Source organism: Nocardia sp. NPDC056000, assembly GCF_042269265.1.
Lineage (GTDB): Bacteria > Actinomycetota > Actinomycetes > Mycobacteriales > Mycobacteriaceae > Nocardia.
The window spans coordinates 840,763-864,308 of record NZ_JBHJXS010000001.1; the positions used below are offsets into that span (position 1 = coordinate 840,763).

Here is a 23,546-nt window from a genome sequence, read left to right on the forward strand (position 1 = left end):
GCCGGGTTGAATCTCCGGCACTGTAACCCGCCGAAGTCGCCGCGTACGCGCACTCGCCGCACGCGTCTATCGAAATTCGCCCGAACGTATGATGTTCGAACGCAGTGACCAGAACCGCCGGAAAGGGGTGCGCGATGCCGGACAGCGATGCCGTCGAGATCCCGACCCGCACACTGGTGGAAAGCATGATCCGGCAGGACTCCACCATCGACGCCGGTGAGCTGTACGCCGTCGCGAACACCCTCGGCATGACCGATCAGCAGGTCCGGCTGTGCATCAAACGGCTCGTCGCCGAGGGGCAATTCACCCATGAGGGCCGGGGCCGCAAGGCCGTGCTGTACGCGACCGATCGCACCCGCGGCGCGCTCGAACCCGATATCGAATTCCTGCGCTATATGTACCGGCAGGATCGCGGTGTCGAGCCCTGGGACGGGCATTGGCGACTGGCGGCGTTCGGGATTCCCGAAACCGCACGGCAGGCGCGAGATGCCATGCGCGACACCATTGTCCGGCTCGGCGGCGCGCCCATTCAAGGCGGACTGTATGTGAGCGCCAATCCCTGGGAGGACCGGATCGCCGCCGCCGCGGCCGAACTCGGCGTCACCGAATATCTCACCCTGCTCAGCACGACCGATCTGCTGATCGGCGGCACCCGCACCCCGCGGGCGCTGGCCGAGAGGCTCTGGCCGCTGGATCGACTCGCCGCCGGGCATCGTCGCCTGCTCGAGGTCGCGCAGCGGGTGCTGCGCGCACTGCGGGCGGCCACACCGCCCACGCCGACCCAACGGCTCACGCTGCAAATCGAATTGGGGACCGAGTTCACCCGCGCCCTGGACCCCGATCCATTGCTGCCGCCGGAACTGCTGCCCCGGGGTTGGGTCGGCGCACAGGCGCGCGCGGCGGTCGCGGCCTGCTGGGCGGAGCTGGCGCGCACCGAAACACCCAATGCCACAAGGGTTTTCCAGTGGTACTACGACGTCACCGCCGAGGTGCTGCGGGAACAGCCCGCTCGGGCGTCAACCCGGTAGCGACCGCGGCAGCCGGTACAGCGCTATCGCGCCCAGGACCGCCGAGATTACGGTCAGTGTGAACCACAGCCATCGCCAGGTCGGCGGTAGCGGGATCGATACCAGCGTCACGATCGGATAGATTAGCGCGGCTCGGCGCAGGCGGCGCTCGTTCACCACCTGCCGCCGTATTCGCACATCGGTGCGCATGCGCGATCGCGCGTACCCGACGCGTCCCACGAGCACGCTCCAGGTGTGCAGTGTGATCACGCAGGAAGCCAGCAGGAATGCCAGGCCCAGCAGCTGAGTCCACTCCGGCGGGTGCGCCACGCCCGGATGCGTGAACGGGAGCGTGATCAACGCCAGCAGCTGCGAGGCGGCCGCTTCCAGTGCGCGCTGCCGTGTCATCGGATCCAGTCGTCGCAGGTCGGCCCACTGAACATTCGATGCTCCTGGCAGAAATCGCTTCACGCGATCTATCATCTCATAAACGATCGTCTGTGAAATGATAGGAACTGTGATGAAGGTACTGGCGCTGGGCGGTCCGGGCGCGATGGGAGCCGTCGCGGTGCGCACCGCCGCGCGACTCCCCGGCATCGCGGAGATCGTCGTGGCGGATCGCGATCTCGATGCGGCGCTGCGACTTACCGCGGAGCTGCGCGCGGGAAGCTGCGCGGTCCGCGCACAACGGGTCGACGTGACCGACTCGGCCGTTCTGCACGACGCGTTGCGGGACGCGGACGTCGTGCTCAATACCGTCGGGCCCTACTACCGATTCGGACTGCCCGTACTGCGTGCCGCCATCGCCACCGGTACGCACTACCTCGACCTGTGCGATGACTGGGAACCCACGTTGCGAATGCTCGAACTCGACTCCGCCGCAAGGGAAGCCGGGGTCTGCGCCGTGATCGGGATGGGCGCGAGTCCGGGGGTGAGCAATCTGCTCGCGATGGCCGCCGCGGGCGCACTCGATACCGTCGAGGACGTCTACACCGCCTGGCCGGTCAATGTGCCGCGCGGCAGCACCGAGGAGCTGTCACCGGAGGACGGCGCGCATCCGCCCGCCGCGCTCATGCACTGGATGGAGCAGATCAGCGGCACCATTACCGTTGTCCGCCACGGCCGTACGATTCGTGAGTCGCCCTTGCGTCCGATCTCCTTGGAACTGCCCGGCGATCGGCGCGGCACCGGTTACACCGTCGGCCATCCCGAACCCGTGACGCTGCACCGCACACTGCGGCCCACCGGCGAGGCCGCCACCCTGATGATCGTCACCCCGGGTACCGCGGCATTTCTGGACGTCCTGCGCCGCGATATCGACCGCGGCGAACTGACCAATGAGACCGCCTCGGCACAGCTGCTGAAACCCGGTCTACTGCGCGGTATCCGGTCGCTCATCGCCGCCGGTCGATTCCACTCTCCCGGTACCCTGCCGCCGTTCTTCGCCGCGGCTCGCGGACGCAGGGACGACCGGCCGCACACCACCCTGGCGTATCTCGCGGACGATTCCGGAACCGGCACACCACTGTTCATCGACGATATGAGCCGCGCGACGGGAATCCCATTGGCATTGGCTCTATCCCAGCTCGTCGACGGCAGCGCCCGCCGGCCCGGCGTCCATCCCCCGGAGTCGGTGATGGACCCGGACCGATTCTTCCGCGACCTCCGCCCGCATCTCGGCCTGTCCGGTGACGGTCCCGCGGTCATTGTCGAGCACTTGACGGGATGCTGACCGGTAGCTAAACAGTGAGGTCCGGTCGGTATTTTCCATCCTGGTGAATCGTCAATCTGATCGGTCCGCCCCGAAACATGCTTTCCGGCAGGTACTCTCGTTGCAATGGGACATCGTGCACTGTTCTCGCTGGCATGCATCGTTCTGGCCGCCTCGTGCGCGATAGTCGCACCCGGCACCGCCACGGCGGATTCGGGGCTACCGCAGGTCGGCGGCAATTTCATGTGGGGTGTGTCCAGTTCCGGATTCCAGAGCGAAGGCTCTGCGCCGGACAGTAATTGGAGTCGATACGCCAACTCCGGGCGCGCGCAGGGCTATGGCAATTCGGTCGATTTCCTGCATCGTTACGGTGAGGATATTCAGCACGCGGCCGATCTCGGTGTCGGTGTCTACCGAGTTAGCGTGGAATGGGCTCGGGTGCAGCCAAATCCGGGCGAATGGGATTTTTCCTTCTATGACGCCATGATCGCGCGCATCCGCTCGGCCGGTATGCGGCCCATGATCACCCTGGACCACTGGGTGTTTCCGGGCTGGGCGGTCGATCGCGGCGGCTGGCGCAATCCCGGCATGGTCGACGATTGGCTGACCAATGCCCGCGCGGTGGTGGATCGGTACGCGGGGTCGGATCCGCTGTGGGTCACCTTCAACGAACCGCTCGCCTATGTCGGCCAGGAACAGCGCATCGGCGATATCGGCACGCTCGATGTCACCCCCATGATCGATCGCATGGTCGCCGCGCACCGCGCCATCTACGACCACATCCACGCGCGCCAGCCCGGTGCGATGGTCACCAGTAATCTCGCCGCCAACGATCTCGGTGCGGCGCAGGCCGATGCGTCCTTCATCGACCGGATCGCCGACAAGCTCGACTACATCGGCATCGACTACTACTACGGCGGATCGCTGTCCAAACCGCCGAATGTGGTCGCGAGCCTGCTGAATCAGCCCTCCGGTCTCATTCTCGAACCCGAGGGGATCTACTACACGCTGCGCCGATACGCCCAGAAGTTCCCTGGCCGCCCGCTCTACATCGTCGAGAACGGCATGCCCTCGGACAACGGCTCCGCCACCACCGACGGTATGACGCGCACCGACAATCTCCGCGACACCGTCTACTGGGTCCAGCGCGCCAAAGCCGACGGTATGAACGTCATCGGCTACAACTACTGGAGCATCACCGACAATTACGAATGGGGCAGCTACGCACCGCGTTTCGGGCTCTATACCGTCGACGTCACCACCGATCCGAGCCTGACCCGCCGTCCCACCGATGCGGTGAACGCCTACCGCGATATAGCCAATTCCGGTGGCGTTCCGAACGGCTATCTCCCCACCCGGGCTCCGGCGCTGTGCTCACTACAGGATCTCCCCTCGAGCTGCTTCGCCCCCGTCACAGTCCCGGGCCGCTGACCCGCGGCGGTTCGTAATCGCCGATCAGCGAACAGGATCCGCGGCTGAGAGCAGCGCTTGCGCTGTGCCGCACAGGGTTTCGATGGCCTCATCCCTGGTGAGGCCCGCGACGTCGACGAGCCAGATGAACGATTCGATGCCGGTGGCCGAGCGAATCGCTATGGCCAGACGGTGAATATCGACCTCCGGGCGCGAGTCTCGCAGCGGGGTCAGCGCATCCTCGATCCAGCCGATGGCCCGGCCGCGCCGCAGCGGGGAGGATTCGGCCGCACCGGGCTCCAGCGAAAGCCGCAGGGAGGCGCGTAATTCCGGCTCCCATTCCAGATTGATCCGGCCGCATTCGCGCATCACCAATTCGAGTCGGGTGCGGACATCGCCAGGGGCCGGATCTGGCAGCAGTGACGTCTGCTCGATCTCCGGTCGCACCGCCGCGAGCAGGGTTCGCTGATTCGGAAAGTACCGATAGGCCGTGGTCCGGGAGATATCCGCGGCTTGGGCGGCATCCTCGACGGTCGGGATGAGTCCCTGCGCCAGCAGCGCCCGGGTCGACGTGATCAACGCCGTGCGCGTGCGAGCCTTCTGCCCCCGGCGACCGGATTCCTCATATGGCACTGACATGCCCATCATGGTACTTTAGTCCCATATACTTTCCGGAGGCCGCTCATGAGCACCGATCCCGTCCTCGTCAGCCCGGAGTTGTACCGGGTCATCTTCGAAAATGACCGCGTCCGCGTCCTGGAATACCGCGATAAACCCGGCGATCGCACCCGCCCGCACGACCACCCCGACAGCGTGATGTACCCGCTGGCCTCCTTCCGCCGACGCATCACCTCGGGCGGACGCCAGGTCGAGGTCGAACTGACAGCGGGTCAGGTGCGCTGGGTCGGCGCACAGGAACACGAGGGCGAGAACATCGGCGATACCGACAGCCACGCCCTGTTCATCGAGCTCAAGGAGCCCGCACCGGCACCGGCCGCCCCCACCCTGGGCCCCAGCGCGCCGTAAGGCCCGAATACGCTTCGCGTCGCCGCTGATTCGTGTATCCCGGCGACACACGTAGGCTCTGGCTCATGCATGACTCAGTCACCGTCCAAATGTCGGCCGCACCGGAACCGATCTGGGATCTGATCAGCGATGTCACCAATGTGGGCCGGTTCAGCCCGGAGACGTTCGGGGCGGAGTGGATCGGGCGGGCGACGGGACCTGCTGTCGGAGCGAAGTTCCGGGGGCACGTGAATCGGAATGGGTGGGGGCTCAAGTACTCCACGGTGTGCCGGGTCATCGCGTGCGAACCGGGCCGTGAATTCGCCTTCACCGTGCTCGGTCCGGGCGGTATGGAAATCAATACCTGGCGCTACCAACTCGAACCGACGGACTCGGGCACCTCGGTCACCGAATCCTTCCAACTGCACAACTCGCCGCCGATCCGGCTGTACTGGCTGCTCGCGGGCTGGACGCGCGGCAAGACGAATGTCGAGGGGATGCGCGAAACCCTCGAACGCATCAAGGCCTACGTGGAAACCCCGCGCTGACAGCGACATCCGCCGCCCGAGGTCAGCAGGCGATCTCGAGCAGCCGCTGCCGAGCCGACCGCTCCCCCAACTCCGCCATGGCCCCGGGCGGATTCCCCGCCAGATCCCGCAGGCACATCCGCACAATCCACACCACCCACCGCCGCGAAAACCGATCGCCGAACTCCGAGAACAGCCGATCGACCATCGCCTCGACCAAATCCCGCTCACGCATCGGCCGCAACGGCCCCGCCACGTATCCATCGGTCATACCAAGAGCTTGATCGCCCGAACGACAGCGCGGGAGTGACCAAAGTCCCCCACCCGAGGGACTTCAGCCCGGACTACATCCCCGCCACATCGCCACCGCTGGGTATTCCTTCCCCGGGTTGATTCCTGAGACAGAACTATTCGGTGCGGGGGCTCTTTCGCTTACAGTTAGTTAGCAAGATGCTTGCAGTTGTTAGCACTGGCTTTGCTGTGAGCGGGACAGACAAAGGAGTCTGACGATGCCGGGTGCTCTGGCTGCGACTACGTCCATGGTGATCGATGATCGATTCACGGGGGTGGCGGCGAGGTTTTTCCGTATGTTCCGGCGGCGGGGGCAGGGCGGTGGGGCGCTGTCGGTTTACCTGCACGGGGAGCCGGTGGTGGATGTGTGGGCGGGGTGGGCCGCGCCGGATCGGCGGTGGCGGGGCGACACCATCGCACTGTCGTATTCGACCGGTAAGGGTGTCGCGGCGACCGTGGCCAATCGGTTGATCGAAAGTGGCGAACTGGCGTTGGATGCGCCGGTTGCGACCTATTGGCCGGAGTTCGCGGCGAATGGCAAGGGCTACATCACAATCCAGGACGTGCTCAGTCATCGGGCAGGATTGCAGCGGATTCGGGGACTGCTGCCGGACGCGCATGAGCTGCTCGATCACGATCGCGTCGCCGCGGCCATCGCCGCTTCCGCACCGGATCCCATGCGGCTGCGGGCCTCCGGCTATCACGCCATCACCTTCGGCACCCTGATCGCCGAAATCGCACAGCGCGCCACCGGGCGGGACTTCCGCGATGTGCTGCGCACCGAACTGGCGGAATCGCTGGGCGACAACGACTTCTGGTTCGGCGTGCCCGAACACCAACGCGATCGGGTCGCCACGCTGGGGCCGCGACTCGGCATCGCCCGCATTCCGATGGACACCCTCATCGCGCCCTTCGCGGCTGTGCGCCAGGTGCGTTCGGCACGCGGCGCGGTCTATGACGGCTGGGCCGATATGACCACGGGCCCGCTGCCGTACGACGCCATGATGCCGGGCTGGAACGGCACCTTCACCGCCCGCGCGCTCGGCAAGATGTACGGCGCGCTCGCCAATGACGGTCAGCTCGGGCATCGGCGGCTATTGAATCCGGAGACCGCCGCGGCCATCGCCCGGATGCCCGCCAACAGCCGCTACGACTATGTGCTCGGCGCCGCACCGCAATTCGCGCGCGGCTACCATCGCGCCATCGTCGGCACCAAGCTCACCCGCCGCGCCTTCGGCCACTTCGGCCTAGGCGGTTCCGGCGGAATCGCCATTCCCACGCTCGGGCTCTCGATCGGCTTCGTCACCAACCACCTCGGCAGCATCCCGACCTCGGTGGCCGATACCCGGCTCCCGTTCCTGGCGGCCTCGGCACAGCGCGCGGCAATGGCAGCGGCCGAAACCGCCCCGGTGGCGGATCGCTACGCGGAAGCCGGTTAGACACCGGCGAATCGGACCCGGGTGCGGTCGCGCTGCCCGCCCCGGCAAAAGCCGCGCCGCACAAAGGTTTTCGCTAGCTCACGTCGATCACATCGTCGGCGGGGCGGCGCGGGGTGAGTGGGAGGGGTGCCGCGCCCGCGGCCGCCCACCCCACTCGCACCATGGCCTGTGGGTACGCGGCGTCCTGGAGCACCTCGGTACGAATGGCGGCGGCCAGGTCCGGCATGGCGAGTGGCTCGGACTGCAAGCAACTCGACAGCGTGAGGCTGGAGGCCGTGAGCAACAGGGCGCTGGCGGCCTCACCCGCGCGCAGATGTGCGCGGCGGTCATCGGCCGGGGTGCAGATCACCAGCCATTCCGAACTGTCGGCCTCGGTGTCGACATCGCTGAGCTCCGGACTCGCGAACGTGCGCAGCATGATCTCGTCCGCGGTGCGCGCGGGCGGCGCGCTGGCGGCGGGGACGCCGTCCGGTGAGCCGTGCCTGCCGCTCCAGCGCGCCATCTCCGATCGATAGCGCGGGTCCAGCGCATGCCGGTCGGCGGCGCGATAACTGGCCTCCGCCAGGGCCCCGCGCAGTGATGCGGGCACCTGCCGCGCGGCGGCTCCGAAGTGCGGTGCGACCGCGGACATGCGGCGCAGATGCGACTGGGTGACCAGGCGCGGACCGAAGCGGCGGCGATCGGACTGCCGGTGCACAATCGCGGCGGCGAGCTCGATTTCGCCCTGTTCGGGCGGGTGCGGGGTGACCGTGACGGCGGCCAGATGATTCGGATCGGCCGCATCGGGCAGATACTTCACCTGGGAGCGCCAGCCCAGTACCGCGAGCGCCACACGCAGATGATGCAGTGCCGCACCGCAACTCATCACCAGACCGCGCGAGTCCGGATCGGCGGCGGGCAGGTGGCGTTCCGGATCGGCGAACAGATTGATGACATCGTCGTCGAGACGCCAGCGCCACGGCTGGGTGTTGTGAATCGACGGCGCTCGGGCGGCCATGCCGACGGCCGTCTCGAATGCCTGCGCCAAGGCGCTCCGGTCGATCATGCGCCCGTACCTTCGGACGCCACTACGCTCTGGTCGATCATGCGCCTTCACTTTCCGATATCGCCGGCGCGCATGGCGCCGGCGGGCCGCTCCAACGGGGACGCGGGCGGCGATCGTGACCTCCATGCTGCCCTATCGCCATGACCAGTTGCCCGCGGCCAGGACTCGCAGAGGGTGATTCAGCTCGCAAAATACCTTCGTGAACTGGGTATTTTAGAGTTTGGTTAGGATACCCTACATGACGAGAGTAACGCTGCGTTCGGTCCCGAAACGAGTGCCCGCGGTCGCGCTGGCGGTTCTGGCCGGTGCCGCGTTCGTGCCCGCGCTCCCGGCATCGGCGGTACCGTCCGTGCCCTCGATCGAACTGTTCGCCGCCGATGGCGTGACCCCGCTCGGCGATACCGTGCTGCACCCCGGCGACCGGATCACGGTCAAGGGCGCGGGCTTCGATCCGGCCGCCAATACCGACGGGCTGCCCGTGCCCGTTCCGCCCGGCGTCCCGCATGGGACGTTCATCACCTTCGGCGCGTTCGCCCCGGAGTGGCGGCCTTCGGCGGGCGCGCCGACCGCATCGCGCGCGGCAACCCGCTCGGCCGTGCAGTGGGTATTGAGCGAGCCCGCGCTGAACCAGGTGCCGCGCGTTCCCTTCGATCTCCAGCGGACCATTCGCAACCAGTGGGTGCCGCTGTCCGCGAACGGTGATTTCACCGCCGTGCTCGAAGTGTCGCAGCCGAGCAAGCTGCCCGCCGATGCCGTCTACGGCGTCTACACCTATGCCGCGGCCGAGGCTGTGAACGCCGGCCAGGAGCTGTCCGCCCCGGTGCGTTTCGATCCGGCACCCGGCCCGAACACACGCGTGGCCCCCAGCGCCGATCTGAGCTGGTCTCTCGCACCGGGATTCGCCGATACCGTGACCGGCACGCTGCAGGGATCGGTCACCGGCGCGGACGGTGCGGGCGTCCGCGATAAGGCGCTGACCTTCGCATTCGACGAGTCGGATATCGATCCGCGCACCGGACTGGGCACCGTGCGCTATCGCGGGGCGATCACCGCCTCGACCCGATTCCACCTCGGCGAGATCGCACTGGCGAATCCGTGGATCGAATTCACCAGCGGCGGAACGTGGCTCACCGCGGAAACCTCCACGTCGGACACCATCGGCACCGATTCACTGCATCGCATCCGGGTGGCCCGGCTCGATGCCCCGGCCACTCCGGGCCGCACCGAATGGCAGAACGTATCAGCCACTTTCGAACCGGTGCTCGCCCCGGCCTCGTTGCAGCTCTACGCGGGCCGCGCCGCCGCGCCCGTCAGCTTCCGCTACTGACACCCGTGCTTGTATGGGACGGTGACCCCCGACCGTGATTTGCCAGGAGAACGCCCGCCATCCGTAGTACCAGATAGCAAGCTGCTGCTGCGGTTTGCTCCGGGTGGCTGGCGCTGGGACGCCGGGCTCCGCACGGCATTGGCGTTCGGTCTGCCCGCAGCGCTGCTGGTGGCATGCGGTCGCGCGGACTGGGCGCTGTTCGTCTGCTTCGGCGCGTTCGCGGTGATGTACGGCGAGGGACGGGCGTATCGCGTTCGGTGGCAGGTGATTTCGATCGCGGGCGCGGCCCTGCTCGCCTGCGTCGGGCTGGGTATCGCGGTCGGTGCGACCACGCCGAGCACCGGCACGGCGGCCTGGTTGGTGGATGTGGCGGTGCTGCCGGTCCTGGCGGTGCTCGGGGTGTACCTGATCGATGCCGCCCGGTTGGGGCCGCCCGGGGTGATGTTCTTCCTGGTGGCCTGTTCGGGTGCGCTCGCGGCGACCCGTTCCGGGGTGGGAGCGGACGGGATCATGATCGCGACCGCGCTCGGCGTCGCGGGCGCGCTGCTGGTGTCGATGGCCGGGCGGCTGATCGCACCGCATCAGCCGGAACGGATCGCGGTGGCCCTGGCGGTGCGAGCGGTGGACGAGTACGCGGCCGCACGCGATCAGGGCACGGCGACCGCCGCCCAGCGGCATCGCGCGGCGGAAGCACTGTGGAATGCCTGGGGAACGGTCTACGACGCCGGCTGTCCGAGGACACCGAAGGCGCGACGCTGCAACTGCTTTCGGCGCATCGACGCTTGGGGACCACCGATCCGGAGGCGGACGCGCAGGGAATTCCCCTGGCCCGCCCCACAATCCGGTATCGACTGCTGCGCTCACTGAACTGGGACTCACACGCGACCGTCACCTCGGTACGCGTCGCCTGCGCCGTCGTTGTGGCGGGCATACTCGGCGGACTGAGCGGCTCGGACCACCCGCACTGGGCAATCCTGACCGCCCTCATCATCCTGCAGGCCGGACCGGATCGGGTACACGGCCGAGTCCGCGCGATCCACCGCCTGGTCGGCACAGCCGCCGGACTCGTGGTCTTCGCGGCCCTGATCCAGTTGTCCCCCAACGGTTTCGCTCTCGTCCTGGTGCTCGCCGTACTCCAATTCGGCGTAGAACTCTTCATCACCCGCAACTATTCGGTAGCCGCGATCTTCTTCACCCCGGTCGCCCTGCTGGCCGGCGGCGCGGGCGCGAACGGCCAGGCGGTGGGCGCGGTCATGCGAGATCGCCTGGTGGAGACCGCGATCGGTGTCATCATCGCCCTACTGGCCCTGCGCTTCGTCCTCCCCCGCGCCCACCGCCGCACCTTCACCTGGACCGAACATCGCGTCCGCACCGGCACCACCGTCCTGCGCGAACGCCTGCGCGAGGCTGCCGCCGACGCGCCCCCGATCCTGGAACTACGCCGCGACCTGCAATTCGACCTGATCGGCGCGATGCGCGCCGGAATAGACTCCACCCACAACGATCCGCACTGGGCCCAACAGGTCTGGCCTCCGCACGCCGAACTACTGCACGCGGGCTACGACCTGCTCGCCGCCTGCCGCGCGGTCCCGCCGGGCGCCAAGATGTAGTGCCCGCCCGGCGATCTCGTCGAGACTGTCCGCATCGGTGTTCTCGATGCGATGAATCGCCATTTCCGGGAACAGGATTCGTAGTTCGTCGAGGGTGCGCAGGTAGTTGGCGCGCAGTGCGGTCAGGTGGGCGGGGCTTTCGTGGGTTTCGATGGTGCCGCGGGCGGCGCAGCGGCGGGCGGCTTGATCGGGTGGGGTGTCCAGCCAGAGGATGGTGTCGGGGAGGGTGGTGCGGTAGGCGGTGGAGAAGCGTTCCAGTGCGGTGGCGGTGGGGTGGGACAGGATGGTGAGGATGTCGTCGAGGGTGGTCTCCAGGTCGGCACCGAGGTGGACGCGGGCGGATTCGGTTCGCTGCCAGGCTTTTACAGCCGGTGCCGAGCCCGGTTGCAGTTGGTCGGCGAGGGCCAACACATCGGCCAGGCGGGTTGGATCGCTGCGTTCGCTCTGGGCGATGCGGGCGTAGAGCGGGGCGTAGACGAGGGTTTCGATGAGTGGGTGGCGTTCGCACACCAGCACGTTCGGGTCGAAGGTGGTGCGGAAGAAGTCTTCGACCGGGCCGTAGAGGGTCATGCGGAGATACAGGGCGGCGGCCTTTACGGCCGGATAGCCGACGGTGTCGGCAGCATCGCTCACCGCTTTGAGCTGGCGGGACAGCTCGTGCAGCGGGCCGTTCGGCGTGTGGTGGAAGTCGGGACAGCTCAGGGCGATCCAGCGTTCATCGGGCGGGGCGAGGTGGCGCAGCCGGGTGATGAATTCGGATTTGCCGCTGCCGTCGATGCCCACCACGGCTATGCGATGGGGTGCGGTCATAGCGCCGCGCCGATCGGGATGGCGGCGGCGATGGTGGCGGTGAGGGTGTTCGGATCGGCGGTGCCGTCGAGTTCTCGCCAGCCGAGTTCGCGGGAAAGACCGTCCAGCACAGTCTGACTGTGCTGCTGGAACCGCAGGAAGGTGTCCGCATCGCCGTATCCGCTTTCGTAATCGCTGCGTTCGAGCTTGCGGGACAGCGCGGTCTGCGGGGATACCTTCAGGTAGCAGGTCAGATCGGGTTCGGGGAAGCCGGAGGCGTAGGCGCGCAGGGCGGTGGCGTCGCCGCCGTGCGCTACCTCGGTGGCGAAGTACTTGTACCAGTAGGCATTCAGCAGGATCACCTCCGGTTCCGAATCGGCCGCGAGCTCCACCGCGACCTGGACGGCATGGAACAGGAAGAGCGCGCGTGAGAGCGGGCGCAGCACACGCAGATAGCCGAAGACCTCGTCGCGGTCACGGAAGGGCAGTCGCGATGCGATGGCGGGAGCGTCGAGGGCATCCCAGATCCCGGCTTCCGCGACGCGAATTCCCCTGTCTCGCAAGACCGCTGAGACGGCAGCAACCTGGGTACTCTTCCCCGAGGCGTCGCCGCCCGCGATGCACACCACGGTGGGCATCAGCTCTCCCCCGCCCAGTCGAGCCGCTGCACCACGCCGGACCCACCGTCGAGGCGCACGCGTTCGCCATCGCGCACGATCGACATCAGCCCCGGTACCCCGACCACCGCCGGAATGCCGAGTTCGCGCGCCAGCACGGCCGAATGCGACAGCGTGCTGCCGCGTTCGATCAGCAGACCCTTGACGCTGGGGAACAACGGCCCCCAGCCGGGATCGGTGCGGCGGGTGGTCAGGATCTTGCCGGTGACGTCGAGATCGTCCTCGGGACTCATGACGATCTGCACGTCGCCCTCGACAATGCCCGGCCAGCAACCGGTTCCGCGCAGCGTCGCCGAATCGGCGACGGCCGCATCGGGAACCGCGGTGTCGGCGGCCAGCGACGGCGGGCCGGTGGTCTCGAACTGGTTCGGCGGTTCGACCAGTTCGTAGCGGGCGAACTCGGCGATGCGGTTGCGGGCGAGCGCCCCCAGATCCGAGGTCATGGACCTGCCCTCGGCGAACGCCTGGATTTCCTCCATGGTCAGGTAGAAGACGTGCCCCGGCGCATCCAATTGCCCTGCGGCGGAGAGCAATTCACCGATGCGCAGGTAGACCGACCGGCCGACGCCGATGATCCGGGTCCGGGTGAGCCGGACCCGTTCGCGGTCGCGCACCGCGCGCCGGGCCTTGCGCAGCACCGCGATCAGGCGGGTGCGGCGCGCGGCGGGCAGGGTATCGAGCACCTCGCGCTCGAACACCTCCTGTCGCGCGCGATGGGTGCGTTCGAGTTCGTCCGCGTCGATCCCGTTGTCGTTCACATAGTTTCGCAGCACGGTGACGATGAAGGACGGATCCTGGCGCAGCGAAACGGTTTCCAGCTTCTGCTCGCCCATGCACCGGTCGCCGTACAGCTCGATGTAGTCGTCGAGTACCTGCCGCACGGCGGGTGAAGCCTCCCGCACCGCGTCGTAGCCGGTGCGCGGATCGCCGGTGAACACCGCCTCCCGCAGCGCCGCGTCCGTGCGAATCCGCCCGGCCAATCGCATGAGAATCACGGTGGGCTGGAGTGATTCGACCGCCTCCTCCGAAGCGAGCAGTCTGGCGACCACCTCCTCGGGCACCGGCGTCCCGTCCTTGGCCAGCAGCCGCCGCGCCCGCCCGGCCTGATTGCTCAGGTACAGATCGTTGATCATCTGCACCGACCAGCGCCCGAACAGCCGCAAACCCTGATCGGCGAGCTCGAGCAGTTCCCGCAGATCGGTGGCGGTGGCCTGGGCGCGCCGAATCCGATCGACCTCCGCGCCGACCTCCTGCTGGAATCGATCGACCAGCGCACCGCGATTGGCCATGCGCCAGCCCAGCACCGCGACCACGGGCAGCAGCTGGGGCAGGCGTACCAGTCGCTCACGCAGACCGGGATGGATGCCCTCGATGAAGTCGACCGGGTTCTCGACGCCGATCATCCGCTCGACGTCTTCCTTGTTCCGCCGGAAGTACGGGGCCAAACTCAGTACCCGGTACCAGTTCTCGATGTTGTAGTACACCCGGCCCGAGACCAGTCCGACCATATTGCGCAGCACCTGATCGTGCGCGGCGATGACCGGTTCGCGCACGCCGATCATGCGCAGCGTCTCGGTGAAGATCACCTCGTACACCCGCGCCGCCCAGGAGAAGGTGAGCGGTGAGGTGACCCCGTTGAAGCTCTCCTGAATATTGCTGTTGTCCCACACCGCACGCCAGGTTCCGAGCGCGGCCGGATCGGCGGCCGTGGCGGCCGCGGTGATCGGACGGGTCTGCAGCACAACGATTTCGCCGCCCCGCACGGTCCATTCGATGTCCTGCGGTCCGCCGAGCGCGGTCGCGATGCGCACGCCTTCGCGCACCAGCAGCGAGGTCTGCTCGGCAGTGAGGCAGCGGCGGGTGCGGCGATCGCCGTCGATCGGTTGTTCGCGCACACCGCCCGCGGCGTCACGGATGTACTCGACGTCCTTGTCCGCGATCCGCGTGGTGAGCTCGGATCCACTGTGGGACAGCACGAATTCGTCGGTGGCGCAGGCCCCGCTCACAATCCCCTCGCCGAGCCCCCAGCAGGCGCTGATCAGCGCCTCGTCCATGCGGCCGGTGATCGGGTTGCCGGTGAACATGACCCCGGATACCTCACCATCGGCCATGTCCTGCAGGATCACCGCCACTTCGGGCGCGGCGGCCTCGGAGTCGCCGCGATAGTGCAGTGCCCGCGCGCTGAAAGCCGAAGCCCAGCACCGCCGAATGGCGTCCAGCACCTGGTCGGCCTCGGTGCGGAACAGGTAGCTCTCGAAGATCCCCGCGTACGAGCGGTCCGCACCGTCCTCGCCGACCGCCGAACTGCGGACCGCGATCGGTCCCCTGCCGCGCATGAATCCGGCTACGGCATCGGTCAATTCGGCGTCGACGGGCGATTCGACAATCGCCTCGCGCAACCTGGTCGCTGCCGCGGCGCGCTCGGCATCGGTCGTCGCGGCCGCGACTCCGCGGTACAGCTCCGGCAACCGGCCCGATCGCAGGTGCGCGTCGAATGCCTCGATGGTCACCACCGACCATTCCGGAACGCGCGCACCGGTGCCGAGCAGCCGGGCCAGCCCGATCGCCTTGCCGCCCACCAGCTTCCCGTCCGCTTCGGTGACGCTGTCACCGGCGTGCAATAGCGCTGCTGCGTTCTCTGACAGCACGGTCATCAGTCGGCTCCGATCGCTTCGATAATGTTCATCCGTGCCACCCGCCACGCCGGTATGAGGCTGCCGACGAGGCAGATCACCAGCGCACCGACGGCGAGCGTGAATGCCGCCGGGACGGGCACGAATTCGACGTCCACATTCCAGGCACGCGCGGAGGCCAGATCCGCGATGACCTGTTCCACCGATCCGAAGATCAGCCCCAGCACACCGCCGGTGATGCCGATCGCTCCGGCTTCGGCGAGCACGATGGCCAGGGCGAGCCGCCGGCTCGATCCGATGGCCCGCAGCACCCCGAGCTCTCGCCGCCGTTCCAGCACCGAGAGCAGCAGCGTATTGATCAGCGCCACAGCGGAGATGATCACCACGATGATCCAGATCAGGTGATTGAGCCGGGTGGCCTGGTTCAGCGAATCCCCGAAACCCTGGACCGCCGCCGCACCCGTATAGGCCAGGGTCCCGGCGGGCAGTACGCCCTGCACCTCGGTCAGCAGCCGATCCGGATCGATACCGGGCGCGGCGTGCAGTTCGAGCGTGGAGGCCCCCTGGCGGGCGAACCACTCACGCATGTTCGGGAGCGCCATGCCGATCGCGCCATTGAGGCCGGAGAAGAACGGCACCGTGGCGAGCACGGTGATCGCGCGCTCCCCCGTGGCGGTCGGCATCGAAACCGAGTCCCCCACTGTCAGTTTCAGCGCATCGGACAGATCACTGGACATGATCACGCCCTGCCCATCCAGCACCGCCTGTCGCACCTTCGAGTCCACGGCTGCCAGCAGCGGGCTGGCAGCGCCGGGTGCGAGCCCGAACGCCATGGCTCGTTTACCGCCGAGCGCGACGTACCCGGCCTGGCCCTCGACGACCTGCGCCACATCGGGCAGCGCCCGCAATCGCTCCGGCAGATCCGTCGCCAGCAATGGTCCGGTGGGGAACGTCCCCGCCTGGGTCGTCGACACCCAGACATCCGCACCGCGCAGCGCCGCGAACGAATCCTTGGTCGAGTCAACGGCATTGGTATTGCCCGCGCTGATCGCGAAGGTCGCGGCCACCGCGACGCTGACGGTCATCAGTGTCGCCCAGGCGCGCTTCGGCGAGCGCCGAATGGCCTCGGCCGCAAGCTCACCGGCACTGCCGAACCGGCTCGCCACCCAGGCGGCGGCGCGCACGATCGGCACGCCGAGCGCGAAGCCGAGCAGTACCTCGGCGGTGAACATGGTGGTGATTCCGGCGTTGGCGGCGATACCGGGCTGCCGGGTCGCCACGAACGCGCCGATACCGATCACCACCGCCGCCACCCCGGCCGCTATCCGCAGTCGCGGCCGCACCACATCGGCGACCGAGACGCCCACGGGGGCAAGCGCTTCCACCGGGGACACCCGGTACACCTGCCGCGCGGCCAGACCGGCAGCGCCGACGCAGACCAGTACCGCGACGACGACCGCCAGCGGAATCGCCCACACCGGCACGATGAATTCGATGCGCGCACTCACGGCTTGCAGGAACAGATCCGGTAGCCGCTCGATGGCGTACCGACCAAGCAGCACACCGAGTCCCGCACCGAGCAGCGCGCCCAGCGCGGACAGCACGGCCGTCTCCAGCAGGAGATCTCCGACCAGGGTGAGCCGCCGCCCGCCGAGCGAGCGCAGCATGGAGATCACCGGTCGGCGCTGTGCGATGGCCATACCCATGGCGGTGTAGATGAGGAATCCGGCGACCAGGAACGCCATACCCGCCGCCGCGACCGCGGTGAAGCGAATGAGCATGACGCCATTGCTGGATTTGCTCGCCTCGGCGGAGGATTCGGTCACCACGGCCCGCCCGGCCACGGCCTTGCTCACCCCCGGCCGCAGCGCGTCCGCACCGCCGTCGCCGATGATCAGCACCGAATCCAGCACCCCGGATTTACCGGCCGCCCGCTGCGCCAGCGGCAGCGGTGCGAGCAGATAGCGTCCGCCGTTGAACCGGGCCGCCTCCGGGCTGTCCAGCACCCCGGCCACCGTGACCTCACCGCCGCGCAGCGCAATCCGATCGCCCACGGCGAATCCGGTGTCCGGACCCACCAGCACGCCGTCCTTGACGGTCGTCAATGCCGCGGCGTGCCCGGTCAATTCGTTCTTTATCGGACTGTCGAGCGCGGCGGCGGTGGCATCGGTGCCGAGCAGCAGCACGGTGCCGCGCGCGGTGCTCACCGCGGTGCGAACCACCGGAACCGCCGCCGTCACACCCGAGACCCGGGCCACCTCATCGCGGACCGCCACCGGGAAACCACTGTCCGAGGCCCCGGAGACCTCGAGGACGGCATTGCCGCCGAGCCCGGCCGCCACCCGGTCGATGGATTGATCGATGGAGCCGATGATGCACAGCACGGTCACCAGCAGCGCCGTCGAGACCGCCACCACCGCGATGGACGCCAGCGCCCGCCCCCGGTGCACGAGCAGATCGCGAATACTGAGGAACCGCAGTCGATCCCAGGCGGAGAGCATCAGGCGGCACTCTTCTCGTCGCTGCTGACGCCGCCGTCGCGCAGGGTGATGACCCGGTCGGTGGCCGCGGCCGCGACCATATCGTGGGTGACCGTGATGACCGCGCGCCGCCGTTCGGTGTCGTGCGCGATCGAGGCCAGCAGCTCCATGAGCTGCGCACCGGTCTTGGAGTCGAGGTTGCCGCTGGGCTCATCGGCCAGGATCAGCGGCGCGTCTAGCATGAGCGCGCGGGCCACGGCGACACGCTGCATCTGACCGCCGGACAGCTCTGCGGGCCGATGGTTGGCGCGGTTGGCCAGATCCACCAGGGCGAGCAGTTCGAGAGCGCGCGGTTTGGCCTTGCGCAGCGTGCCGCCGTCCAGCAGCAGCGGCAGTGCGACGTTCTCCCAGGCGCTCATGGTGGGCAGCAGATTGAAGAACTGGAAGATGAAACCCACGGTGCGGCGGCGGAATTCGGCGAGACCGTCATCGCCGAGCGCACCCAGCGCGCGGCCCTCGAATTCCACCGTGCCCGAATCAGGCGTGTCCAGGGCCCCGAGAATATGCAGCAGGGTGCTCTTCCCGGCCCCCGACGGGCCGACGATGGCGCTGAACGTGCCCGCCTCGAAACTCAGGTTGAGCGTGGACAGCGCCCGCACCTGCTGTTCGCCGATGGTATACGACTTGGATACGTCTTTCAGCTCCAGCACTGGAGCACCTCCTCGATACTCGCCAATGGCGTTCCCAGATAGCCCGTTTCGAGGCAGTGGTCCAGCAGCACCCGCAGATAGTCCGGTCCGGTGTCCGGCGGGGGCGCGCCGAGCAGTTCGGTCGCGGCGGCGGTGCCGAAGTCGCGGCGGCTGTCGAAATAGTTGGTGTACTGCGCGCCGATACGCAGGTAGTACTCGCGTTCGACGGCATCGAGGTCCGCCGGGTCGAAGGTGGACGCGGGTACGAAGCGCGCCACCTCGAAGGAGGGGTATTCGGCGAAGATCTCGGACATGGCCCGCAGCGAGGAGGCGTTCGCGCCCACCGCGTGGCAGGTCCTGCCCTGCGCCTGATCGAATCGCGTTGCGGCGGCGACGATCACATCGGCCACGTAGTCGATCGGCGCGAAGGTCAGGGTCGCGTCATAGCGGCCGGGCAGAGTGCGCAGTTTCCCCTCCACGATCAGTTTGACCACGGTGTAGAGGTTCTTGTAATCGCGGATCGCGCCGGACCCGGTCAGCCCGGTCACGATGCCGGGGCGCACGATCGTCCAGCGCAAGCCGGGCAGGTTCCGAATATGGTGTTCGGCAAGATATTTGCTGCGTTCGTAGCCGTTGCCGAAGGATTCGGATCCGGGAGCGAAGTCCTCCTCGATGAACCCTTCGCGGCGACCGCACACATAGGCCGTGCTCACGTACACCAGCGGAATGTCCCAGAACAGAGCCAGTTCGGCCGCATGCAGGGTGCCGCCCACATTGAGTTCGGCGTAATCCCGTTCTGGGGCATCGAAATCGGTGGTGGCGGCCGAATGCACCAGGGTGCCGACATGCTCGCGCAACAGGGCGAGCGCGGCCGAGGTGAGCCCGAAACCGGGCTCCCGGACATCGCCCTTCACATACGCGACTTCGGCTGCGCCACCGGTGAACTCGACCGCGTCGATACGAGTGCCGCGACTGTCCACGATTTGCGGTGTGCGATGGGTGAGCACCACGACCGGAATCCCGCGCGCCCGCAGCCGCGCCACCACTTCCGCTCCGACCAGACCGCTCGCACCGGTGACCAGTACCGCCTTCGAGTCACTCACGCGTACCGCCCACGGTTCCGAGGGTGGTGGCGACCAGGGTCACCACATCGCCGACCCGCAGCACGTTCGTCAGCTGTTCGGGTGCATAGCGCGGCAGGCCGAAACCGCGTTCCAGCGCCACCGTGAGTTCCATCAGGCGAATCGAGTCGAAGCCGAGATCCTCGATCAGCCGCTGTTCATCGCTGACCGCGCTGGGCGGCTCGGGGGCCATATGCGCGATCAGGGTGCGGGTGCGTGCGGCGATGGTCGCCGCGTCGATCGGAATCACGGTCAACGGTTCACTTCTCCTTCACTGGCCCGATGACGCTGATGCGGCTGGGCGCCACCGGACGCCAGCAGGTCCTGCACCTCGTCGATCGGAAGTTCGGTGTTCAGATAGGCGGCCAGGCGCAGCCAGTCGTAGGTGATGGTCAGGGTGCGCCGCCATTGCTCATGCGAATCGAAGGCGGCCGGGAAGGTGAGATCGGCTACGCCCCTGGCGATATCGACCAGGGCGTCCACCGTCGCGAGTCCGGTGTATTCGGCGCCGGATTCGATCAGCTCGGTGAAGCGCACCGCCTGTGCCGCGCGCACCCGCGCGATCAACTCGGCCCGGTCCGCGCTCTGCGGGAGCAGTCGATCGAGCGTGGCGACCGCGGCGATATCGGGCGGTAGTGGCGCACATCCATTGGTGGACAGCAGCATTCGCACCACACCGCGCACCAGGCGCTCGGTCGCGGCCTCGGCGACCCGGCCCTGACGCTGTTCCAGCGCCCCCACCAGATCTTCGCGGGCGTTCTCGATGATCACGTTCGACCACACCAGCGCCGAGGCGCATTCGGTGAATCTGGCCGCGGGCAACGGGGACAGTGTGACGGACCGATCCGCGTCCCGTGCGCCGCCGCCCAGCCCGACCAGGACGGGCGCGGTGGTGGGCGGGGGCGTGTACGCGCCGATCACCTTGACCATGGCCACGGCGGGCCGCAGCGCACCCGCGTCCCGCCAGCTCAGGCCGACCAGGCCGAGCCGGGTGAACTCGGCGAGATCGGCGTGCGCGGACGCGCCCGCACCGGCGGTCACATCGGCCAGCGAGCGGCCGAATACCACCGAGCGCCAGGCTTTCGCCGCGCCGTCCGACAGTACGAAAACCTCACGATCGGCGCGGAGTACGTGAATGCGGCCGTCGATCGGCCACGAGGTGATGCCGCCGATCCGGCTCAACCGCACCATCTTCGGATCGTTCGGCACAGCCGGGTGACCCAGGGTCACCACGAATTCCAGGACCTCGTCCAGCATGCCCGGACCCGTCACGTCCTCGGTAAGCCGGTGCAGCAGCGAGTAATACCGCTGCGCCACTTCGTTTTCGCCGATGCGATCGAGCTGCGGGCCGATCCACTTCGATTCGATATAGGTCTCGCCGCGATTGGCGGCCCAGCCCTTGATCGCGTCGAGCAGTCCGTCACGCGCCCACCCGGTCGCCTCCGGCCACGCCTCGAGTGCCGCCATGGCCACGGCCTGGCGCAGCGATTGTTGTCCCCGGGCGAACCACCACGCGCTCATGAGCGCGGCGAAATCGGCGTAGGGGTACTGCTTTCGGATCTCCTCGACATCCACTGCCCCGGACCGCACCACGGTGGCGCGCAGGAATCGCTGGCAGCGATTGAGCACGTCCTGGTTGAGGTCGATCAGGGTGGTCGGGTCGGAATCATCTTGGGGCAGCGCGTTTCTCGCGTAGGCGAGCTGATCTTCCAGTTGCGCCCGCGATCGGGTGCGGATCTCCACCCGGCGACCGCCGAGGAACAGCACGGTCGGCATCTCCGGCGCGGGATCCGCACCCGGTACGGCCACCAGGAAATCGATATCGGAGCCGGTATTGCCGAAACCCTCCGCGATCGAACCCTCCAGCAGGACGGTCGAATCGGCGGGAATGTCCACCACGGCCAGCGCCGCGGCAAGCAGATCCGCTATCTCACCGTCGGTCAGCAGCGCCTGCGCCGGGCGGCGCGGTCCGGCCGCGGTCACCTCGGAGCCGCGCAGCGCACCGTGCACGGTCACGTCGTCGCCGAGTTCGCCACCGCGATACAGCTCCCACATGAGCCTTCGCCGGGGTTTACCGCTCGAGGTGCGGCGGATCAAACCGGCCCGGCCGGTCACGATGGTCAGCTGCTGTGCGGGGCCGAGATCACCGCGCAGCACCTTGCGCGCCACCTCTATCCAATCGCCCGGCCGCGCTTCGGCGAACAGCACGATGCCCTGATCCGCGCCGGTGCCCTGCATGGCGACGGCCGCGAATCTGTGTTTGGCGAGGCCGGTTTCGTGTGCGACGCGATGGTCGACGTCCTCCATGAACACCGGTTTGCCGCGCACCTTGATGCTCGCGCCCATGCGGCCCAGCACGTACAGCCGGCCGTCACGCAGGAATCCGGCATCGCCGGAATGGACCGCGCCGTCGATGAAACGCGTCGCGCCCTCACGATCGGGCTCACCCGGGATCGGCTGATAGCCCTGGGCCACCGACGGTCCCGCGATCACCACTTCGCCGAGTACGCCCTCCGGGAGCGGCGCACCCTCGGTATCGACGATCGTGATGGTGGATTCGGCTGTGGAGCAGCCCAATCCGACCACCCACCCCGCCCCGGGCAGTGCGCCGCCATCCACTACCGCGGTCGCCAGCACCCGCACGGCCGCACCGAAGCGCAGCGTCGAGCTGTCCACCCGGAGCGCGGTGGGCACTCGATCCGCCACGGAAATCGTTGCCATGAGCGTGGATTCGGCCAGACCGTAGGCCGGGCGCAGGCTCTCCGGGCTGTACCCGGTATCCGCGAGCAGGGTCGTGAAGGCGTGCACATCGGCGATATCGATCGGCTCCGCACCGGTGATGAGCGACCGCAGCCCGGACAGATCCAGACCCTCGAGCTCGGCGGGTTGCACCCGTTTGGCGGTGTAGCCCATGCCGAATGACGGCGATACCGAATGGTGCGCGCCCGCGAGAGCACGCAACCAGCGGCCCGGATCGCGGACGAACTGATCCGGACGCATCAACCGCAGCTCGCCCTGCTTGGCGACGCTGGCCAGCAGTCCGCCGATCAGGCCCATATCGTGATAGAGCGGCAGCCAGGACACCGTGACGTCACCGGACCGCCAGTCCACGGCCGAGGTGATGAATGAAGTGTTCGCGCCCAGGTTCCGCCAGCTGATCCGCACACCGCGGGGCGTGCCCAGCGAGCCCGAGGTGAACTGCACGAGGGCGAAATCATCAGCCGGTACGGGAGCCCGCTCGAAGGGTTCACCGTCGCAGTCCGGAATGCCTTGCAGGACCAGCACTTCGGTCACACCGTCCAGCGCATCGGCCGCGCCGTCCAGCAGGTCGGCCGCGCCCGCCATCGCGTCACTCGTGCCCGTCAGAACTTCTGTGGCGCGCTTGATGGTTTCGGCGATATCGCCCGAAGTGAGCACGATACGCGGCACCGCCTGCGTGAGGATGCCGCGCAGGTGCGCCACGTACTCCTCGCCGCCGCCGAATACCGGCGGCGGCACCAGGCTCAGCGTCGCACCGCAGGCCCACACCGCGTACATCGAGGCGATGCAGTCGAAGCCGGTGGGCAGCACCACGCACACCCCGTCGCCGGGGCGCACTCCGCGTTCGCGCAGCAGCGCGGCGATACGCCATGCGGCCGTGCGCAATTCGGGGTAGGTGCGGCGCTGCCAGCCGTCGGCCTCATCGGCGAGGTCGATTCCGGTGTCCGGGTTCGGATCGAGCAGCCAGCCGCACATCAGCGTGAATTCGGCGCAGTCCGTCGCGCTCGTCGAGAGTTCCGTCATTG

The 23,546-nt window shown here is 67.9% G+C and carries 21 protein-coding genes; 9 read left to right on the plus strand and 12 right to left on the minus strand.

All coding sequences use genetic code 11. The features are described from left to right. Positions 1-134: 134 nt before the first annotated feature. Entirely contained in the window at positions 135-1,028 is an 894-nt protein-coding gene (locus tag ACFC4D_RS03855; RefSeq protein WP_376061663.1) for a PaaX family transcriptional regulator C-terminal domain-containing protein, read from the plus strand. Here the strand turns inward: ACFC4D_RS03855 and ACFC4D_RS03860 are convergent. Beyond that, a complete protein-coding gene (locus ACFC4D_RS03860; protein ID WP_376061665.1) occupies positions 1,017-1,415 on the minus strand; it encodes a hypothetical protein in 399 nt (132 codons plus the stop codon). The genes ACFC4D_RS03855 and ACFC4D_RS03860 overlap by 12 nt on opposite strands. Positions 1,416-1,527: 112 nt before the next feature. On the opposite strand from ACFC4D_RS03860, the gene ACFC4D_RS03865 reads away from it, so the two are divergent. Together ACFC4D_RS03865 and ACFC4D_RS03870 are read left to right on the plus strand one after the other, a co-directional pair. Next, positions 1,528-2,739, plus strand: coding sequence for a saccharopine dehydrogenase family protein (locus tag ACFC4D_RS03865; RefSeq protein WP_376061667.1), 1,212 nt, complete (start codon positions 1,528-1,530; stop codon positions 2,737-2,739). Between the two features lie 105 nt (positions 2,740-2,844). Then, positions 2,845-4,149: a family 1 glycosylhydrolase gene (locus ACFC4D_RS03870; protein ID WP_376061668.1), complete on the plus strand. Its 1,305-nt coding sequence runs from the start codon at positions 2,845-2,847 to the stop codon at positions 4,147-4,149. A 24-nt stretch (positions 4,150-4,173) separates the two neighbouring features. Here ACFC4D_RS03870 and ACFC4D_RS03875 read toward each other — a convergent pair whose 3' ends face one another. Further along, positions 4,174-4,767: a TetR/AcrR family transcriptional regulator gene (locus ACFC4D_RS03875; protein ID WP_376061669.1), complete on the minus strand. Its 594-nt coding sequence runs from the start codon at positions 4,765-4,767 to the stop codon at positions 4,174-4,176. A 45-nt stretch (positions 4,768-4,812) separates the two neighbouring features. On the opposite strand from ACFC4D_RS03875, the gene ACFC4D_RS03880 reads away from it, so the two are divergent. Both ACFC4D_RS03880 and ACFC4D_RS03885 read left to right on the plus strand, forming a co-directional pair. After that, the gene (locus tag ACFC4D_RS03880) at positions 4,813-5,154 is read left to right on the plus strand and encodes a cytoplasmic protein (protein ID WP_376061670.1); all 342 of its coding nucleotides are present in this window, start codon (positions 4,813-4,815) and stop codon (positions 5,152-5,154) included. A 65-nt stretch (positions 5,155-5,219) separates the two neighbouring features. Continuing rightward, entirely contained in the window at positions 5,220-5,681 is a 462-nt protein-coding gene (locus ACFC4D_RS03885; protein WP_376061671.1) for an SRPBCC family protein, read from the plus strand. A 22-nt stretch (positions 5,682-5,703) separates the two neighbouring features. Here the strand turns inward: ACFC4D_RS03885 and ACFC4D_RS03890 are convergent, their stop codons facing one another. Further along, the gene (locus ACFC4D_RS03890; RefSeq protein ID WP_375966772.1) at positions 5,704-5,931 is read right to left on the minus strand and encodes a hypothetical protein; all 228 of its coding nucleotides are present in this window, start codon (positions 5,929-5,931) and stop codon (positions 5,704-5,706) included. 238 nt (positions 5,932-6,169) lie between these two features. Here ACFC4D_RS03890 and ACFC4D_RS03895 point away from each other — a divergent pair, with 238 nt between their 5' ends. Then, complete coding sequence (locus tag ACFC4D_RS03895; protein ID WP_376061672.1) at positions 6,170-7,390, plus strand: serine hydrolase domain-containing protein; 1,221 nt, start codon at positions 6,170-6,172, stop codon at positions 7,388-7,390. Between the two features lie 73 nt (positions 7,391-7,463). On the opposite strand, the gene ACFC4D_RS03900 is transcribed toward ACFC4D_RS03895, so the two are convergent. Further along, entirely contained in the window at positions 7,464-8,435 is a 972-nt protein-coding gene (locus ACFC4D_RS03900) for an Acg family FMN-binding oxidoreductase (RefSeq protein ID WP_376061674.1), read from the minus strand. A 238-nt stretch (positions 8,436-8,673) separates the two neighbouring features. On the opposite strand from ACFC4D_RS03900, the gene ACFC4D_RS03905 reads away from it, so the two are divergent. Genes ACFC4D_RS03905 through ACFC4D_RS03915 form a run of 3 tightly spaced genes read left to right on the plus strand, consistent with a single transcriptional unit; the run spans position 8,674 to position 11,372 of the window. Beyond that, on the plus strand, positions 8,674-9,762 hold the full coding sequence (locus tag ACFC4D_RS03905; protein ID WP_376061675.1) for an HtaA domain-containing protein: 1,089 nt from the start codon (positions 8,674-8,676) through the stop codon (positions 9,760-9,762). Positions 9,763-9,783: 21 nt separating this feature from the next. Then, entirely contained in the window at positions 9,784-10,629 is an 846-nt protein-coding gene (locus ACFC4D_RS03910) for a hypothetical protein (RefSeq protein ID WP_376061676.1), read from the plus strand. Next, a complete protein-coding gene (locus ACFC4D_RS03915) occupies positions 10,545-11,372 on the plus strand; it encodes an FUSC family protein (protein WP_376061678.1) in 828 nt (275 codons plus the stop codon). Before ACFC4D_RS03910 ends, ACFC4D_RS03915 begins: the two co-directional genes overlap by 85 nt. Here ACFC4D_RS03915 and ACFC4D_RS03920 read toward each other — a convergent pair. The 8 genes from ACFC4D_RS03920 to ACFC4D_RS03955 are packed head-to-tail and all read right to left on the minus strand — an operon-like array spanning position 11,307 to position 23,544. After that, positions 11,307-12,182: a hypothetical protein gene (locus ACFC4D_RS03920; RefSeq protein WP_376061679.1), complete on the minus strand. Its 876-nt coding sequence runs from the start codon at positions 12,180-12,182 to the stop codon at positions 11,307-11,309. The two genes, ACFC4D_RS03915 and ACFC4D_RS03920, sit on opposite strands and share 66 nt — an antisense overlap. Further along, positions 12,179-12,799, minus strand: a complete 621-nt coding sequence (locus ACFC4D_RS03925; protein WP_376061681.1) for a hypothetical protein — start codon at positions 12,797-12,799, stop codon at positions 12,179-12,181. Before ACFC4D_RS03925 ends, ACFC4D_RS03920 begins: the two co-directional genes overlap by 4 nt. Continuing rightward, entirely contained in the window at positions 12,799-15,492 is a 2,694-nt protein-coding gene (locus ACFC4D_RS03930; protein ID WP_376061683.1) for a phosphoenolpyruvate synthase, read from the minus strand. Before ACFC4D_RS03930 ends, ACFC4D_RS03925 begins: the two co-directional genes overlap by 1 nt. Beyond that, entirely contained in the window at positions 15,492-17,972 is a 2,481-nt protein-coding gene (locus tag ACFC4D_RS03935; protein WP_376061685.1) for an FtsX-like permease family protein, read from the minus strand. The genes ACFC4D_RS03930 and ACFC4D_RS03935 overlap by 1 nt, the downstream gene beginning before the upstream one ends. Beyond that, complete coding sequence (locus tag ACFC4D_RS03940) at positions 17,972-18,661, minus strand: ABC transporter ATP-binding protein (RefSeq protein ID WP_364633164.1); 690 nt, start codon at positions 18,659-18,661, stop codon at positions 17,972-17,974. The genes ACFC4D_RS03935 and ACFC4D_RS03940 overlap by 1 nt, the downstream gene beginning before the upstream one ends. Continuing rightward, positions 18,649-19,743: an SDR family oxidoreductase gene (locus ACFC4D_RS03945; protein ID WP_376061687.1), complete on the minus strand. Its 1,095-nt coding sequence runs from the start codon at positions 19,741-19,743 to the stop codon at positions 18,649-18,651. Before ACFC4D_RS03945 ends, ACFC4D_RS03940 begins: the two co-directional genes overlap by 13 nt. Continuing rightward, positions 19,736-20,011 carry an acyl carrier protein gene (locus tag ACFC4D_RS03950; RefSeq protein ID WP_376061894.1) on the minus strand — a complete coding sequence of 92 codons (276 nt, stop codon included), beginning with the start codon at positions 20,009-20,011 and terminating at the stop codon, positions 19,736-19,738. The genes ACFC4D_RS03945 and ACFC4D_RS03950 overlap by 8 nt, the downstream gene beginning before the upstream one ends. A gap of 2 nt (positions 20,012-20,013) precedes the next feature. Continuing rightward, entirely contained in the window at positions 20,014-23,544 is a 3,531-nt protein-coding gene (locus ACFC4D_RS03955) for an AMP-binding protein (protein ID WP_376061689.1), read from the minus strand. Positions 23,545-23,546 lie beyond the last annotated feature (2 nt).